This window comes from Nocardioides pollutisoli, from assembly GCF_040045055.1.
Lineage (GTDB): Bacteria > Actinomycetota > Actinomycetes > Propionibacteriales > Nocardioidaceae > Nocardioides > Nocardioides tweenelious.
In genome coordinates, this window is sequence record NZ_JBDZDU010000001.1 from 3219149 (window position 1) to 3234532 (window position 15384).

The following is a 15384-nucleotide window of genomic DNA, read 5'->3' on the forward strand; positions in this document are numbered from 1 at the left end:
CCTCGGGACGAACGGTGTTCGATATGACGAACACTGTTCTAACGACGAACACTGTTCGTGTCAAGTACAGTGGGCGGCATGGTCGACGGCAAGCGCGAGAAGTCCTGGCAGGCCGGACCCCTCCGGATCCGGGTGACGCTGCCCGACGACGCGCCCGCGCCCAAGGAGCGGCTGACCGTCGAGCGGATCGTCGACGCGGCCATGGACCTGATGGCCCGGGAGGGGTACGACGCCGTGTCGATGCGGTCGCTGGCCCGCGCGCTCGACACCGGGCCGGCGTCGCTCTACGCCCACGTCGCCAACAAGGAGCAGCTCGACCAGCTGGTCCTCGATCGGATCAGCGCCGAGCTGGTCGTGCCGGCCCCGGACGTCGAGCACTGGGACGAGCAGCTCCGGCAGGTGATGCGCGACATGCTCGAGCTCTACCGACGCCACCCGGGCTCGGCCCGGGCGGCCGTGGGCATGATCCCCGCCGGGACCGGCGCTCTGCGCACGGTCGAGGGGTTGCTGGCGATCTGTGACGCCGGCGGGATCGCGCCGCAGGCGAGCGCCTGGTTCTGCGACCTCGCGGCGGCGTATGTCACCGCGATCGCGGTCGAGGAGACGATCTGGATCCAGCGCCAGAACACCACGCCGTCGGGGGAGCAGCCCGACCACGAGGCGCTCGACGTCCAGCTGCGCACGCTGATGGAGTCGCTGCCCGCCGCCGAGTTCCCGCTGGTCACGAGCCTGGCCGGCGTGATGACGGCCGGCGACGGGGACGATCGGTTCGAGTTCGGCATCTCGGTCCTCGTCGCCGGGCTGGCCGCGGTGTCCGACAACTACCGGTGACGCGGCCCTGATGCCACCAACCGGGGGTGCGGCCGGGTATCGTGAGCGGCGCTGAGCTTCCCCCTAGGCCGGCTGTGCACGTGCCACGTCATAGCCTTCGTCCTCAGTCCTGAGTTGACGTACCTACCGCTGGGAGCCCGCGTTGTACCTGAAGAGCCTGACCCTCAAGGGGTTCAAGTCCTTCGCCTCCTCGACCACGCTCCAGCTCGAGCCCGGGATCACGTGCATCGTGGGTCCCAACGGTTCGGGCAAGTCGAACGTCGTCGACGCGCTCGCCTGGGTCATGGGCGAGCAGGGCGCCAAGTCGCTGCGCGGCGGCAAGATGGAGGACGTCATCTTCGCCGGCACCTCCGGCCGGCCCCCGCTGGGCCGCGCCGAGGTGGTCCTCACCATCGACAACGCCGACGGCGCGCTGCCGATCGAGTACGCCGAGGTCACGATCAGCCGCACGATGTTCCGCAGCGGCGGGTCGGAGTACGCCATCAACGGCAGCTCCTGCCGGTTGCTCGACGTCCAGGAGCTGCTCAGCGACTCCGGCATCGGCCGCGAGATGCACGTCATCGTCGGCCAGGGACAGCTCGACACGATCCTGCACGCGACCCCCGAGGACCGCCGCGGCTTCATCGAGGAGGCGGCCGGCGTCCTCAAGCACCGCAAGCGCAAGGAGAAGGCGCTCCGCAAGCTCGACTCCACCGAGGGCAACCTGACCCGGCTCAACGACCTGCTGACCGAGATCCGCCGTCAGCTCAAGCCGCTCGGCCGTCAGGCCGAGGTGGCCCGTCAGGCCCAGAGCGTCCAGGCCGACGTGCGCGACGCCCGGGCCCGGCTGCTCGCCGACGACCTCGTCACCGCCCGGACCGCCTTCGAGCAGGAGATGGCCGACGAGTCGATCCTGGTCGCGCGCCGCGAGCAGGTGGAGGCCGACGTCGCGATCGCCCGCGAGCAGGAGGCCGCCCTCGAGGCCGCGCTCCGCGAGGACCTGCCGGCCCTGGCCGCGGCGCAGGAGACCTGGTTCGCGCTGTCCGGCCTGCGCGAGCGGCTGCGCGGCACCCAGACCCTGGCCGCCGAGCGGGTGCGCAACGCCGCCGGCACCGCCGAGGTCGAGGAGCAGACGGGTCGCGACCCCGAGCAGCTCGAGGCCGAGGCCGCCGAGGTGGGCGAGCAGGAGCAGCGGATCGCTGCCGAGGTCGACACGCACCGGGTGGCCCTCGAGCAGGCGGTCACCGCCCGTCGTACGGCCGAAGATGCGGCCGCCGAGGAGGAGCGCCGCGTCGTCGGGCTCCAGCGCGCTGCGGCCGACCGTCGCGAGGGACTGGCCCGGTTGCACGGCCAGGTCAACGCGCTCAAGTCCCGCGCCGCTGCCGCCGACGAGGAGGTCGGCCGGCTCGGCCTGGCCCGCGAGGAGGCCGTGGCCCGCGCCGAGCGCGCCCAGCGCGACTTCACCTCGCTCGAGACGAAGGTCGCTGGCCTGGACGCCGGCGAGGAGGGCCTCGACGCCGAGCACGAGGCCGCCGTCAGCGCCCTCGACGACATCGAGGAGCGGCTGGCCAAGGCGCGCGACGAGGCCCTGCAGGCCGACCGCGACCGGGGTGCGCTCGCCGCACGCAAGGACGCCCTCGAGATGGGCCTCAACCGCAAGGACGGCGCGGGCGCGCTGCTCGCCGCCACCGACTCGGTCTCCGGTCTGCTCGGCTCGGTCGCCGCGCTGCTCTCGGTGCGCAGCGGCTTCGAGACCGCCGTCGCCAACGCCCTCGGGTCGGCTGCCGACGCGGTCGCCGTGGTCGACGCCGACGCCGCGGTCCGCGCGATCAGCCACCTCAAGGACGACGACCTCGGCCGGGCCGGGATGCTGCTCGGTGGGGGACCGGACTCCGTCCGCGACTGGCCCGGGCTGCCCGCGTCGGCGACGTACGCCGTCGACGTCATCGACTGCCCCGACACGCTGCGCCCGGCGCTGGCCCGGCTGCTGACCAAGGTGGCCGTGGTCGACGACCTCGACGCCGCCCGCGCCCTGGTCGCAGAGCTGCCCGACCTCACCGCCGTGACCCGCGACGGCGACGTTCTCGGTGCCCACTTCGCGGCCGGCGGCTCGTCGAGCCAGCCGAGCCTGATCGAGGTCCAGGCCGCCGTCGACGAGGCCACCGAGCAGCTCGCCGAGGCGGTCGCGGCCGCCGAACGGCTGGGCTTCGACATGTCCCGCCTCGAGAGCGAGCGCCTCGAGGCCCAGAAGCGTGCCGACGTCGCGCTGGCCAAGCTGCACGAGTCCGACGCGACCCTGGCCGCCGTGGCCGAGGAGCTCGGTCAGTACGGCTCCCAGGCTCGCGCCGCTCGCGGCGAGGCCGACCGGCTGACGGCCGCGATCGAGAAGGCCAAGGAGTCGCAGGTCCAGGCCATGGCCGGCCTCGCCGAGCTGGAGGCCCGGCTCGCCAGCGCCGAGGACGCCACCGACGAGGAGCCCGACACCTCGGTGCGCGAGCAGCTCGTCGAGGCCGCCCGCACCGCCCGCCAGGGCGAGATGGACGCCCGGCTCGCACTGCGCACCTCCGAGGAGCGCGCCCGCGCCCTCCACGGACGTGCCGACGCCCTGATCCGCGCCGCGGCCAAGGAGCGCGAGGCCCGCGCCCGGGCCGCCGAGCGCCGCGAGCGACTGATCCGCGAGGGCCGGGCCGCCGAGGCCGTCGGCGTCGCGGTCGGCTACGTGCTCGCCCGCCTCGAGGTCTCGATCCACCGCGCGACCGAGGCCCGTGCGGCCGTCGAGCAGGCGCGCAGCGGGCGTGAGCAGTCGCTGCTCGCCGTACGCACCACCCTGCGGGAGCTCGGCAAGGAGCACGACGACCTGGTCAACTCGGTCCACCGCGACGAGATGGCCCGCACCCAGCAGCGGATGCGCATCGACCAGCTCGAGGAGCGCGCGCTCGAGGAGCTCGGTCTCGACGCCGAGGGGCTCGTCTCCGACTACGGCCCCGAGCAGCTCGTCCCCGCGACCGCCGAGAACGAGGACGGCACGCTGCCCGAGCCGGTGCCGTATGTGCGCGAGGAGCAGCAGAAGCGGCTCCGCACGGCCGAGCGCTCGCTCGCGATGCTCGGCCGGGTCAACCCGCTCGCCCTCGAGGAGTTCTCGGCGATGGAGGAGCGGCACAAGTTCCTCAGCGAGCAGCTCGAGGACCTCCGCAAGACCCGTAAGGACCTGCTCGACATCGTCCGCGAGGTCGACTCGCGCGTGGAGCAGGTGTTCACCGAGGCCTACGCCGACGTGAGCAAGGCCTTCGACGCGACCTTCGCCCGGCTCTTCCCCGGTGGTGAGGGCCGCCTGGTGCTGACCCAGCCCGACGACATGCTCAACACCGGCATCGAGGTCGAGGCCCGCCCGGCCGGCAAGAAGGTCAAGCGGCTCTCGCTGCTGTCGGGTGGTGAGCGGTCGCTGGTGGCGGTCTGCTTCCTGGTCGCGCTCTTCAAGGCCCGTCCCTCGCCGTTCTACATCCTCGACGAGGTCGAGGCCGCCCTCGACGACACCAACCTGGGCCGCCTGCTGGAGATCTACGAGGAGCTCCGGGAGAACTCCCAGCTCCTCGTGATCACCCACCAGAAGCGGACGATGGAGGTCGGCGACGCTCTGTACGGCGTGACCATGCGCGGCGACGGCGTCTCCGCGGTGATCAGCCAGCGGCTGCGCGAGTCGGAGTCCGCGTAGTGGCCGACCGCCCCACGCGCGACGACTACGTCGCGTGGCGGACCGTCACCACCCGGTGGCGCGACGACGACGCCTACGGGCACCTCAACAACGCGACGTACTACGAGCTCTTCGACACGGCCGTCAACGCCCACCTGTACGAGGCGACCGGCGTCGACGTGCGTGCGCTGCCGCAGATCGGTGTGGTCGCCGAGACGTCCTGCCGCTACTTCCGCGAGCTCGGCTTCCCGGCACCGATCGAGACCGGTCTCGTGGTCGACAAGGTCGGCACGTCGTCGATCGTCTACCGGATCGGGCTCTTCCAGGGCGACGACCCGACGGCCGCGGCGGAGGGGCGCTTCGTCCACGTCTACGTCGACAACACCGACGCAGCGCGACCGGTCACCCCGATGCCGGACGTGATCCGCGCCGCGGTCACCCCGCTCCTGCGCGTCTGAAGCGGTCCGTCACGGGGTATGTGACACGGTGACAGCAGGCTCCGCACCTGCAGAGCCGATCCTCGGGAGGTAGTCCGTGCTCTTCGTCGTCATCTCCATGCTGGTGGTCCTGGTGATCGCCGGCCTGGTCGTCGTCTACGTCGCCTATCCGCACCGCGGGGAGGAGATCCCCGCCGCGCCCTGGCTCGGCGAGGCCATGAGCCGTGCGGCCGACGCAGCGCCCGTGGTCCAGGAGGAGACGTACGCCGCAGAGCGCAAGCACTGATACGAGGGTGACGACCCCCCTCTGGTTGGATTGAGCCATGGGTGACTGGCTCTATCTGATCATCGCGATCCTCGTGGTCGCGGCGGGACTGCTCGGCGGACTCCTCGTCCAGCGCGGCCGCGGCCGCGCCGTACCGCCGACCGACTTCACGCCTCCTCTCGAGGCACCGGTCGAGGCCCCGACCGACGAGGCGCCACCGGCTGCTGAACCGGTCGAGGCCCCGGCTCCGACGCTCGAGAAGCCCGAGGGCACCGCCTCCCGTCTTGTCCGGCTCCGCCAGCGGCTCGCCGGATCACAGGGTGGGCTCGGCCGCGGCCTGCTCGCCCTGCTGTCGCGCGACCGGCTCGACGAGGACACCTGGGAGTCGATCGAGGACACCCTGCTCACGGCCGACGTCGGCGTCGCGCCGACCCAGGAGCTGGTCGAGAAGCTGCGCACCCGCCTGCGCGTCGAAGGCAGCGGAGATGTCCGTACCGTGCTCCGCGAGGAGCTGCTCGCACTGGTCGACCCCGACATGGACCGCCGCCTCCAGGTGAGCGGCGCCGACGGGAACCCCGGCATCGTCCTCGTGGTCGGCGTCAACGGCTCCGGCAAGACGACCACCGTCGGCAAGATCTCGCGGATCCTGGTCGCCGAGGACCGCAAGGTCGTGCTCGGCGCGGCCGACACGTTCCGCGCCGCCGCCGTCGAGCAGCTGGCCACCTGGGCCGAGCGGGTCGGTGTCGACGTGGTCCGCGGCGCCGAGGGCACCGACCCGGCCAGCGTCGCCTTCGAGGCGGTCAAGGAGGGTGTCGACACGAGTGCCGACACCGTCATCATCGACACCGCCGGCCGGCTCCAGAACAAGCAGGGCCTGATGGACGAGCTCGGCAAGGTCAAGCGCGTCATCGAGAAGCAGGCCCCGGTCACCGAGGTGCTGCTCGTCCTGGACGCGACGACCGGTCAGAACGGCCTGATCCAGGCCCGTGTCTTCAGCGAGGTCGTCAACGTCACCGGCATCGTGCTGACCAAGCTCGACGGCTCCGCCAAGGGCGGCATCGTGGTGCAGGTCCAGCGCGAGCTCGGCGTACCCGTCAAGCTGGTCGGGCTCGGCGAGGGTGCCGACGACCTCGCTCCGTTCGACGCGGGCGCCTTCGTCGACGCGCTGCTGGGCTGACCTGCTCGAGCACGCTGTAACACCGAGGTAACAAATCCTCGGATCTCGTTTCCTAACCGCAACACGCGACAACGCAGGTCGAAACCTCCGGCTCGGAAAGTGTCTGCCAATGGGGCGGACCCCCGGAGCAGACAGTGCGGTCGCTGCCGAACCCGCCCTCCCGAGATTGATCCCTGGAGGTTCTGTGGACGGCTATTACGCCTTCATGCTGGTGGCGACAGCCCTCGTCCTGATGATGACCGTTCCGGCGCTGGCGCTGTTCTACGGCGGTATGACGCGCGCCAAGTCGGTCCTGAACATGATGATGATGTCGTACGTCGCGTTCGCCGTCGCGGCGATCGTCTTCGTGCTGTGGGGCTGGTCCGAGGGTTGGGGCGGCGACGGCGCCGGCAACGCCAACGGCAAGCTGATCGCCAACCCGTTCGACATGTTCGGGCTCGACGGCGTCTCGCACATCAACTTCATCTACGTCGTCTTCCAGCTCACGTTCGCCGCCATCACGGTCGCGCTCATCTCGGGAGCCATCGCCGACCGTGTGAAGCTCTCGTCCTGGATCGTGTTCGTCCCGATCTGGCTGACCGCGTGCTACTTCCCGATCGCCCACAACGTGTGGGGCGGCGGCTGGCTGGCCGGCCAGCTGGCCAAGGGCTCGACGTTCGCGCAGGACTACGCAGGTGGGACGGTCGTCCACATCAACGCCGGTGTCGCCGGCCTGGTGCTCTGCCTCGTGATCGGCAAGCGCGTCGGCTTCATGAAGGAGCCGATGAAGCCGCACAACCTGACGCTCACCATGATCGGTGCCGGCCTCCTGTGGTTCGGCTGGTACGGCTTCAACGTCGGCTCGATCGTCTTCACCTCCGACTCGCTGGCCGACCCGGCCAAGTTCTCCGAGCAGTTCCAGGGTGAGACCGGTGTGACGTTCCTGAACACCACGATCGCGACCTGCGCCGCCATGCTCGCCTGGCTGGTCATCGAGCGGATCCTGCACGGCAAGGCCACCTCGCTCGGTGCCGCGTCGGGCATCGTGGCCGGTCTCGTCGCCATCACGCCCGCCTGTGGCGCGGTCGACCTGACCGGTGCCATCGTGGTCGGTGCGGTCGCCGGTGGCGCCTGTGCCGCGGCCGTCGGCCTCAAGTTCAAGTTCGGCATGGACGATTCGCTCGACGTCGTCGGCGTCCACCTCGTCGGTGGTCTCGTCGGCACGCTGCTGATCGGTCTCGTCTCCACCTCGTCGGCGCCCGGTGGCATCGACGGTCTGTTCTACGGCGGCGGGTTCGCGTCGCTCGGGGACCAGGCCCTCGCGGCCCTCTTCACGATCGTGTGGACCGGTGTCCTCACCACCGTCATCGCCCTCGCGATCAAGTACACGATCGGGTGGCGCGTCAGCACCGAGGCCGAGGTCGAGGGCATCGACAGCGACCAGCACGGTGAGTCGGCGTACGACCTGAGCACCAGCATCAGCGGCGGCCTGCCGTCGTCCGGTGTGCTCGCCAGCTCGACCGTGACGGAAGGAGTCAACGCATGAAGCTCGTGACGGCGGTCATCAAGCCGCACAAGTGGGAGGACGTCCGCGAGGCTCTCGAGACCTTCGGCGTGACCGGCATGACGGTCAGCGAGGTCAGCGGCTACGGCCGCCAGAAGGGCCACACGGAGGTCTACCGCGGCGCGGAGTACGACATCGCCCTGGTCCCGAAGATCCGGATCGAGATCGTGGTCGGCGACGACGACGCCGAGGACGTGGTCGGCATCGTGGTGAAGACCGCGCAGACCGGCCGGATCGGCGACGGCAAGGTCTGGGTCAGCCCGGTCGACACCGTCGTGCGGGTCCGCACGGGTGACCGCGACGCGGCCGCCCTCTGACCGGTTCCACCACCCAGCACCATCCACCGGCCCGGCTCTCCCCAGCGGGGAGCCGGGCCGTGTGCTGCCCATCGGGCATGATCTGATCCGTCCCGCCCCGCCAACGGCCGATCGTCGAGGAGATCCACATGAAGCTCGTGACCGCGGTGATCAAGCCGCACAAGTGGGAAGACACCCGCGCCGCCCTCGAGGCCGCCGGTGTCAACGGCATGACCGTGAGCGAGGTCAGCGGCTACGGGCGGCAGAAGGGCCACACCGAGGTCTACCGGGGCGCGGAGTACGACGTCACGCTGGTGCCGAAGATCCGGATCGAGGTCCTCGTCGCCGACGAGGACGCCGCCGCGATCGTCGAGGTGATCTCCTCGACCTCCCGCACCGGCAAGATCGGTGACGGCAAGGTCTGGGTCGCCCCGGTCGACTCGGTCGTGCGGGTCCGCACCGGCGACACCGACGAGGCAGCCCTCTGAGCGCGTCCGACCGAGCACGACGCACCGCCGAGGCGGACGCGCTCTGCGCCCAGGCCTACCGCGACAGCGGCGGCCCGGAGGAGGGCGCGGCGCTGGTGGCGGTGGGCGGCTACGGCCGCTCGGAGATGGCGCCGTCGTCGGACCTCGACGTCGTGCTCGTCTCCGAGGAGGGCGTCGACGTCCGCAAGGTCGCCGAGCAGGTCTGGTACCCGCTCTGGGACTCCGGCACCAAGCTCGACCACTCCGTGCGGACCTTCCCCGAGATGCTCGCGGCGGCCGACAACGACCTCAAGGTCGCGCTCGGACTGCTCGACGTCCGCCACCTCGCGGGTGATCCGAACCTGACCCTGCGGCTGCGCACCACGATGCTCGCGCACTGGCGCAAGAGCTCGCGCGACCGGCTGCCTGCCCTGCACAGGATGGTCACCGGCCGCCACGAGCTCGTGGGCGAGCTGGCCCACCTCTCGGTGCCCGACATCAAGGAGGCCGAGGGCGGGATCCGGGACGCGACCGTCCTCAAGGCCCTGGTCGCGACCTGGCTGGTCGACGTCCCGCACGTCGAGCTGGAGCGCAGCCGGCTGGCGCTGCTCGACGTCCGCGACGTGCTCCAGGAGACCGCCGGGCGCGCCACCGACCGGATCGCCCCGGAGATGTGGAGCGACCTCGCCCATGGCCTGGGCCTCGCCGACGCGCGTGCCGGGCAGGCCCACGTGCGCGAGCTGGGCCGCCGGATCACGCACCTGTCGCACCTGACCTGGCGCCGGGTCGAGGACGTGCTGGCCCGCCCGGCGTCGTACGCGAAGGCCCGCCGGCCCGACCTCACCCCGATCGCGCCGGGCGTCGCGCTGGCGGCGGGCGAGGTCGTGCTCGACCGCGGTGCTCGCCCGGCCGAGGATCCGATGCTGCTGCTGCGGGCCGCTGCCGAGGCCGCCGAGCGCGACATCGTGCTCTCCCCGGCCACGGCGGCCCGCCTCGCGCGTGAAGGCGTGCCGATCGAGGCCCCGTGGCCGTCCGAGGCGCGGCGGCTGCTGGTGCGCCTGCTCGCATCCGGGCGCGGCCTGCTCGGTGTGTGGGAGACCCTCGAGGAGACCGGTGCCCTGCTGCGAGCGCTGCCCGAGTGGGAGCGGATCCGGCTGCTGCCGCACGCGTCGGCGATCCACCGCTTCACGGTCGACCGGCACGTCGTCGAGACCTGCATCGAGGCGTCCGCGCTGATCCGGCACGTGGGGCGGCCCGACGTGCTGATGGTCGCCGCGCTGCTGCACGACATCGGCAAGGGCAGCCTGACCGAGCACAGCGTCGCGGGGGAGCCGATCGCCCGCTCGATCGCCGAGCGGATGGGCTTCGAGGCGGAGTCGGTCGACCTGATCGCCCGGCTCGTCCGCTGGCACCTCCTGCTCTCGGAGACGGCGACCACCCGCGACCCCGACGACCCCGCGACCGTCGAGCTGATCACGAGCAAGGTCGAGACCACCGAGACGCTCGACCTGCTGCTGGCGCTGACCGAGGCCGACGCCAAGGCCGCGTCACCGAAGGCGTGGTCGTCCTGGCGGTCCGGGCTGATCCGCGACCTGGCCCGCCGGGCGCGGACGGTCCTCGACTCCGGGGTCGCGCTCTCGCCGATCGTCACCGACGACATCGAGATCCCTCGGGACGTGCGCAGCGGCTCGGCCTCGATCACCGTCGAGAAGGCTGTCGACGGCACCCGGGTCACCGTGATCGCCCCCGACCGCGTCGGCCTGCTCGCCGACTTCGCGGCGATGTTCGCCCTCCAGCGGATCCCGGTGCGGGCCGCGCGGGCGTGGGCCCAGGAGCAGTACGGCGTCTCCGTGTGGGAGGTCGGCGAGGAGGACCTCGACCCTGCGGTGCTGCGGCAGCGCTACGAAGCCGTGGTCGGCGGACGCGTGGAGGCGGCGCGCAAGCTGCGCCAGGCCAGCAGCGTTGTCGAGCTCGACCCGGCGGTCGTCGTACGCCCCGAGGCGTCCGACCTGGCCACGGTGCTCGAGGTGCGGGCCGCCGACCGGCCCGGGGTCGTGTTCGTCGTGTGCTCGACCCTCGCGGACATGGACATCGCGGTGCGTTCGGCACACGTCGACACCCTCGGCCCGCAGGCGGTCGACGTGTTCTACCTGCAGGAGGCGTCGGCCGGTGCGCTGAGCGACACGCGCGCGGCGGAGGCCGCGCACGCCGTACGCGCGGCCCTCACCAGCGTCGGCGACGGCTGATCGCGCAGCGGCGGTTAGGCTGGGGTTCTGCAACTGGCCGTTCCACCAGGTAGGACCACCGACTTGTTCGCCACACTCTCCGACCGGCTCGCCGACACCTTCAAGAACCTCCGGGGGAAGGGGCGGCTCTCCGAGGCCGACATCGACGCCACCGCGCGCGAGATCCGGATCGCGCTGCTCGAGGCCGACGTCGCGCTGCCCGTCGTCAAGGAGTTCGTCGGCGCGGTCAAGGAGCGGGCGCGCGGCGAGGAGGTCAGCGGTGCGCTGAACCCCGCCCAGCAGGTCGTCAAGATCGTCAACGAGGAGCTCGTCAACATCCTCGGTGGCGAGACCCGTCGCCTGCGCTACGCCAAGACCGGCCCGACCGTCATCATGCTCGCCGGCCTCCAGGGCGCCGGCAAGACGACCTTGGCCGCCAAGCTCGCGCTGTGGCTCAAGGAGCAGGGCAAGAGTCCGCTGCTCGTGGCCGCGGACCTCCAGCGTCCCAACGCCGTCAACCAGCTCCAGGTCAACGGCGAGCGCGTCGGCGTCAAGGTCTTCGCGCCCGAGCCCGGCAACGGCGTCGGCGACCCGGTGCGGGTGGCCCGCGACGCGGTCGAGGAGGCCAAGCGGACCCTGCACGACGTGGTCATCGTCGACACGGCGGGTCGCCTCGGCGTCGACGCCGAGCTGATGAAGCAGGCCGCCGACATCCGCGACGCCGTGCAGCCAGACGAGGTGCTCTTCGTCGTCGACGCGATGATCGGCCAGGACGCCGTGATCACGGCCCAGGCCTTCCTCGACGGGGTCGGGTACGACGGCGTCGTCCTCACCAAGCTCGACGGTGACGCCCGTGGTGGCGCCGCGCTCTCGATCGCCTCGCTCACCGGCAAGCCGGTCATGTTCGCCTCCAACGGCGAGAAGATGACCGACTTCGACCTCTTCCACCCCGACCGCATGGCCTCGCGCATCCTCGACATGGGTGACGTGATGACCCTGATCGAGCAGGCCGAGAAGGCCTTCGACAGCGAGCAGGCCGCGAAGGCCGCGGCCAAGCTGACCGGTCAGGGCGGCGAGTTCACCCTCGACGACTTCCTCGAGCAGATGCAGCAGGTCCGCAAGCTCGGCTCGATGTCGAAGATCATGGGGATGCTGCCCGGGATGGGCCAGTTCCGCGACCAGCTCGAGAACTTCGACGAGCGCGAGATCGACCGGATCCAGGCCGTTATCCAGTCGATGACCCCGGCCGAGCGGGCCAACCCGAAGATGATCGACGGCTCGCGCCGGGCGCGCATCGCCAAGGGCTCCGGACGCCAGGTCTCCGACGTCAACCAGCTCGTCGACCGGTTCTTCGAGGCCCGGAAGATGATGATGCAGATGGCCCGCGGTGGCGGCATGCCCGGGATGCCCGGCATCCCCGGCATGGGCGGTGGCCGCGGTGGCAAGCAGAAGGCGCAGCCCAAGAAGGGCAAGGGCGCGAAGCGGTCCGGCAACCCCGCCAAGGCGGCCCAGCAGGCCGCAGCCGAGAAGGAGAAGGCTGCCGCGGCGCCGAGCAACCCCTTCGGCAACCCGAACGCCGACGGCCCGATCGACTACGAGAAGGCCGCCGCCGCGCTGGACCTGCCGAAGGACTTCTCCAAGTACCTGAAATGAGACGCCCAGACGTGCACGAGCGAAGCGAGTGCACGGCGTGGGGGCGGCCAGATTGAGCAAGCGACGCGACTGAGGAACGAAGTCGCGCGAGCGCGTCGAAATCCGGTGAGACGAAAGGCGACGTCGATGGCAACAGTGCTTGTCATCGACGGCGCCAACGTCGTCGGCAGTCGCCCCGACGGCTGGTGGAAGGACCGCGCCGGTGCGGCCCGTCGGCTGCACGAGCAGCTGATGACGGCCGACGTGCCTCAGCAGGTGGTGGTCCTCGTCCTCGAGGGAGCGGCCAAGGGCGGGGTGCGCGCCGGCAAGGACGCCCACGTCCGCACCGTGCACGCTCCGAAGGCCGGCGACGACACGATCGTCGCCGAGACGAAGGCCGCCTCCGAGCGCGGCGACCGGGTCAGCGTGGTCACCGCCGACCGGATCCTGATGGGCCGCGTCGAGAGGTACGGCGCGATGGTGATGACCCCGTCGTGGCTGCTCGACCACCTCTGACCTGACGCCCTGGAGCGTCGCGATCTACCCCCTTGCGCGACCACTACTCAGTGCTACTATCTACCAGTAGTCAATGTCACTGAGTAGTTGGAAGGAGGTGGTGACGATGGGCACCAAGCAGGTGACCGAGATGCTCAAGGGGACCCTTGAGGGCATCGTGCTCGCGATCCTCGCGGGCCGGCCGGCGTACGGCTACGAGATCACCGCCTGGCTGCGCGACCAGGGCTTCACCGACATCGCCGAGGGCACCGTCTACGCGCTGCTGGTCAGGATCGAGCAGCGCGGCCTCGTCGACGTGGAGAAGGTCCCGTCCGAGAAGGGCCCGCCGCGCAAGGTCTACTCCCTCAACGCGCAGGGACAGGACCACCTCAACGAGTTCTGGAGGACCTGGAGCTTCCTGTCAGAACGTCTCGAACAGCTCCGCGAAGGAGGCAGCTAGCCATGGCGACGTGGATCGACCAGAAGAAGCGCTACCGGGAGTACCAGGCCCGCAAGGAGCAGCTCCCGACGAGCTACCGCACCGCGATCGACGCGCTGGAGCGCTACCTGAACTACTTCGGCGCGATCTCGAAGGGCGACGTGCTGGTCTCGATGCTCGAGGACCTCGCCGACCTCTTCGAGCAGGGCGCGGCCGACGGGACGCCGATCCGGGCGATCGTCGGGGACGACCCCGTGGAGTTCGCCGAGACGTTCCTGGAGAACTACGCGCAGGGCCAGTGGATCAACAAGGAGCGGGTCCGGCTGACCGAGGCCATCGCGGACGCCGAGAAGGCAGAGCAGTCATGAGCACCGACACCGCCATCCGCGTGCAGGGCATCGAGAGGTCGTACGGCGACCTGCACGTGCTCCGCGGAGTCGACCTCGAGGTCGCGCGGGGCAGCATCTTCGCCCTCCTCGGCTCCAACGGCGCGGGCAAGACGACCCTGGTGAAGATCCTGTCCACGCTCCTCAAGCCCGACGCGGGCTCCGCCAGCGTCCATGGCTTCGACGTGCTGACCCACCCGGCCGACGTGCGCGAGTCGATCAGCCTCACCGGGCAGTTCGCGGCCGTCGACGAGACCCTCACCGGTCGCGAGAACCTCGTGCTGGTGGCTCGCCTGCGACACCTGAAGCACGCGCGCCGGATCGCCGACGACCTGCTGACCCGCTTCCAGCTCGCCGACTCGGGGGAGCGGCGCGTGGCGACCTACTCCGGCGGCATGCGTCGCCGCCTCGACATCGCGATGAGCCTGATCGGCGACCCGCCGGTCATCTTCCTGGACGAGCCGACCACCGGTCTCGACCCGCAGTCGCGCGCCGAGGTGTGGAGCTGCGTCCGCGAGCTCGCCGGCAACGGCACGACGGTGCTGCTCACCACGCAGTACCTCGACGAGGCCGAGCAGCTCGCCGACCGGATCGCGATCCTCCACGAGGGTCGGATCATCGCCGACGGCACGCTCGCCGAGCTGAGGCGGCTGCTGCCGCCGGCCACCGTCGAGTACGTCGAGAAGCAGCCGACCCTCGAGGACGTGTTTCTCGCGGTCGTCGGCGCCCACTGACCACACCACCGAGGGAGCACCCATGAGCGCCACCCACTTCGTCGACGACACCACCGTGCTGGTGGGTCGCTCGATGCGTCACATCACCCGCAGCCTGGACACGATCCTGTCGGTCACGATCATGCCGATCGCGATGATGCTGCTGTTCGTCTACGTCTTCGGTGGCGCGATCGACACCGGCACGGCGTCGTACGTCGACTACCTGCTGCCCGGGATCCTGGTCCTGACCGTCGTCATGGGCGTCTCCTACACGGCGTTCCGGCTCTTCACCGACCTGAAGAGCGGCATCTTGGAGAGGTTCCAGTCGATGCCGATCGCACGGTCCAGCGTGCTCTGGGCGCACGTGCTGACCTCGCTGGTCTCCAACGCGATCTCGGTCGCCGTGGTCGTGGTGGTCGCGCTCGCCATCGGCTTCCGCTCCTCGGCCGGCGTGGTCGCCTGGGCCGGCGTCGCCGCGGTGCTGGTCCTCTTCACGCTGGCCGTGACCTGGATCGCCGTCATCGCCGGGCTGTCCGCGAAGTCGGTCGACGGCGTCGGCGCCTTCTCGTACCCGCTGATCTTCCTGCCCTACATCAGCTCGGCCTTCGTGCCCACCGACTCGATGCCCGGCCCGGTCCGCGCGTTCGCCGAGCACCAGCCGGTGACGCCGATCATCAACACCATCCGCGACCTCTTCGCGCAGCAGCCGGTCGGCGGCGAGCTGTGGGTCGCCGTCGCGTGGTGCGTGGGCATCGCCGCCGTCGCGCACGCCGCCGCCATGGCGACCTACCGCCGCAAGACGGCCTGA

At 70.9% G+C, this 15384-nt stretch carries 15 protein-coding genes; all 15 read left to right on the forward strand.

Annotation, left to right across the window (positions count from 1 at the left end):
* Positions 1-78: 78 nt before the first annotated feature.
* The gene (locus ABLE68_RS15825; RefSeq protein WP_348872604.1) at positions 79-831 is read left to right on the forward strand and encodes a TetR/AcrR family transcriptional regulator; all 753 of its coding nucleotides are present in this window, start codon (positions 79-81) and stop codon (positions 829-831) included.
* Positions 832-973: 142 nt separating this feature from the next.
* On the forward strand, positions 974-4522 hold the full coding sequence (gene smc, locus ABLE68_RS15830) for a chromosome segregation protein SMC (RefSeq protein ID WP_348872605.1): 3549 nt from the start codon (positions 974-976) through the stop codon (positions 4520-4522).
* On the forward strand, positions 4522-4959 hold the full coding sequence (locus ABLE68_RS15835; RefSeq protein WP_348872606.1) for an acyl-CoA thioesterase: 438 nt from the start codon (positions 4522-4524) through the stop codon (positions 4957-4959). Before smc ends, ABLE68_RS15835 begins: the two co-directional genes overlap by 1 nt.
* Positions 4960-5035: 76 nt before the next feature.
* Positions 5036-5224 (forward strand): hypothetical protein, encoded by a 189-nt coding sequence (locus ABLE68_RS15840; RefSeq protein WP_348872607.1) that lies wholly within the window; start codon positions 5036-5038, stop codon positions 5222-5224.
* Positions 5225-5261: 37 nt separating this feature from the next.
* Positions 5262-6380 (forward strand): signal recognition particle-docking protein FtsY, encoded by a 1119-nt coding sequence (ftsY, locus tag ABLE68_RS15845; protein WP_348872608.1) that lies wholly within the window; start codon positions 5262-5264, stop codon positions 6378-6380.
* 205 nt (positions 6381-6585) lie between these two features.
* On the forward strand, positions 6586-7905 hold the full coding sequence (locus tag ABLE68_RS15850; protein WP_348872609.1) for an ammonium transporter: 1320 nt from the start codon (positions 6586-6588) through the stop codon (positions 7903-7905).
* Positions 7902-8240 carry a P-II family nitrogen regulator gene (locus ABLE68_RS15855; RefSeq protein WP_348872610.1) on the forward strand — a complete coding sequence of 113 codons (339 nt, stop codon included), beginning with the start codon at positions 7902-7904 and terminating at the stop codon, positions 8238-8240. Before ABLE68_RS15850 ends, ABLE68_RS15855 begins: the two co-directional genes overlap by 4 nt.
* A 128-nt stretch (positions 8241-8368) precedes the next feature.
* Positions 8369-8707, forward strand: coding sequence for a P-II family nitrogen regulator (locus ABLE68_RS15860; RefSeq protein ID WP_348872611.1), 339 nt, complete (start codon positions 8369-8371; stop codon positions 8705-8707).
* Entirely contained in the window at positions 8704-10932 is a 2229-nt protein-coding gene (locus ABLE68_RS15865; RefSeq protein ID WP_348873295.1) for a [protein-PII] uridylyltransferase, read from the forward strand. The genes ABLE68_RS15860 and ABLE68_RS15865 overlap by 4 nt, the downstream gene beginning before the upstream one ends.
* A 63-nt stretch (positions 10933-10995) precedes the next feature.
* Complete coding sequence (gene ffh / locus ABLE68_RS15870; RefSeq protein WP_348872612.1) at positions 10996-12564, forward strand: signal recognition particle protein; 1569 nt, start codon at positions 10996-10998, stop codon at positions 12562-12564.
* A 126-nt stretch (positions 12565-12690) separates the two neighbouring features.
* Positions 12691-13059, forward strand: coding sequence for an NYN domain-containing protein (locus ABLE68_RS15875; protein ID WP_348872613.1), 369 nt, complete (start codon positions 12691-12693; stop codon positions 13057-13059).
* A 106-nt stretch (positions 13060-13165) separates the two neighbouring features.
* Complete coding sequence (locus ABLE68_RS15880; RefSeq protein ID WP_348872615.1) at positions 13166-13498, forward strand: PadR family transcriptional regulator; 333 nt, start codon at positions 13166-13168, stop codon at positions 13496-13498.
* 2 nt (positions 13499-13500) lie between these two features.
* Positions 13501-13845, forward strand: a complete 345-nt coding sequence (locus ABLE68_RS15885; protein WP_348872617.1) for a DUF1048 domain-containing protein — start codon at positions 13501-13503, stop codon at positions 13843-13845.
* Positions 13842-14597, forward strand: a complete 756-nt coding sequence (locus tag ABLE68_RS15890; protein ID WP_348872619.1) for an ABC transporter ATP-binding protein — start codon at positions 13842-13844, stop codon at positions 14595-14597. The genes ABLE68_RS15885 and ABLE68_RS15890 overlap by 4 nt, the downstream gene beginning before the upstream one ends.
* Before the next feature lie 22 nt (positions 14598-14619).
* A complete protein-coding gene (locus ABLE68_RS15895; RefSeq protein ID WP_348872620.1) occupies positions 14620-15384 on the forward strand; it encodes an ABC transporter permease in 765 nt (254 codons plus the stop codon).

What these genes read in the sequence shown, in the direction of transcription:
- ABLE68_RS15825 (WP_348872604.1), top strand. Translation starts at nt 79, where the DNA reads ATGGTCGACGGCAAGCGCGAGAAGTCCTGGCAGGCCGGACCCCTCCGG.
- ftsY (WP_348872608.1), top strand. Translation starts at nt 5,262, where the DNA reads ATGGGTGACTGGCTCTATCTGATCATCGCGATCCTCGTGGTCGCGGCG.
- ABLE68_RS15850 (WP_348872609.1), top strand. Translation starts at nt 6,586, where the DNA reads ATGCTGGTGGCGACAGCCCTCGTCCTGATGATGACCGTTCCGGCGCTG.
- ABLE68_RS15855 (WP_348872610.1), top strand. Translation starts at nt 7,902, where the DNA reads ATGAAGCTCGTGACGGCGGTCATCAAGCCGCACAAGTGGGAGGACGTC.
- ABLE68_RS15860 (WP_348872611.1), top strand. Translation starts at nt 8,369, where the DNA reads ATGAAGCTCGTGACCGCGGTGATCAAGCCGCACAAGTGGGAAGACACC.
- ABLE68_RS15875 (WP_348872613.1), top strand. Translation starts at nt 12,691, where the DNA reads ATGGCAACAGTGCTTGTCATCGACGGCGCCAACGTCGTCGGCAGTCGC.
- ABLE68_RS15880 (WP_348872615.1), top strand. Translation starts at nt 13,166, where the DNA reads ATGGGCACCAAGCAGGTGACCGAGATGCTCAAGGGGACCCTTGAGGGC.
- ABLE68_RS15885 (WP_348872617.1), top strand. Translation starts at nt 13,501, where the DNA reads ATGGCGACGTGGATCGACCAGAAGAAGCGCTACCGGGAGTACCAGGCC.
- ABLE68_RS15890 (WP_348872619.1), top strand. Translation starts at nt 13,842, where the DNA reads ATGAGCACCGACACCGCCATCCGCGTGCAGGGCATCGAGAGGTCGTAC.
- ABLE68_RS15895 (WP_348872620.1), top strand. Translation starts at nt 14,620, where the DNA reads ATGAGCGCCACCCACTTCGTCGACGACACCACCGTGCTGGTGGGTCGC.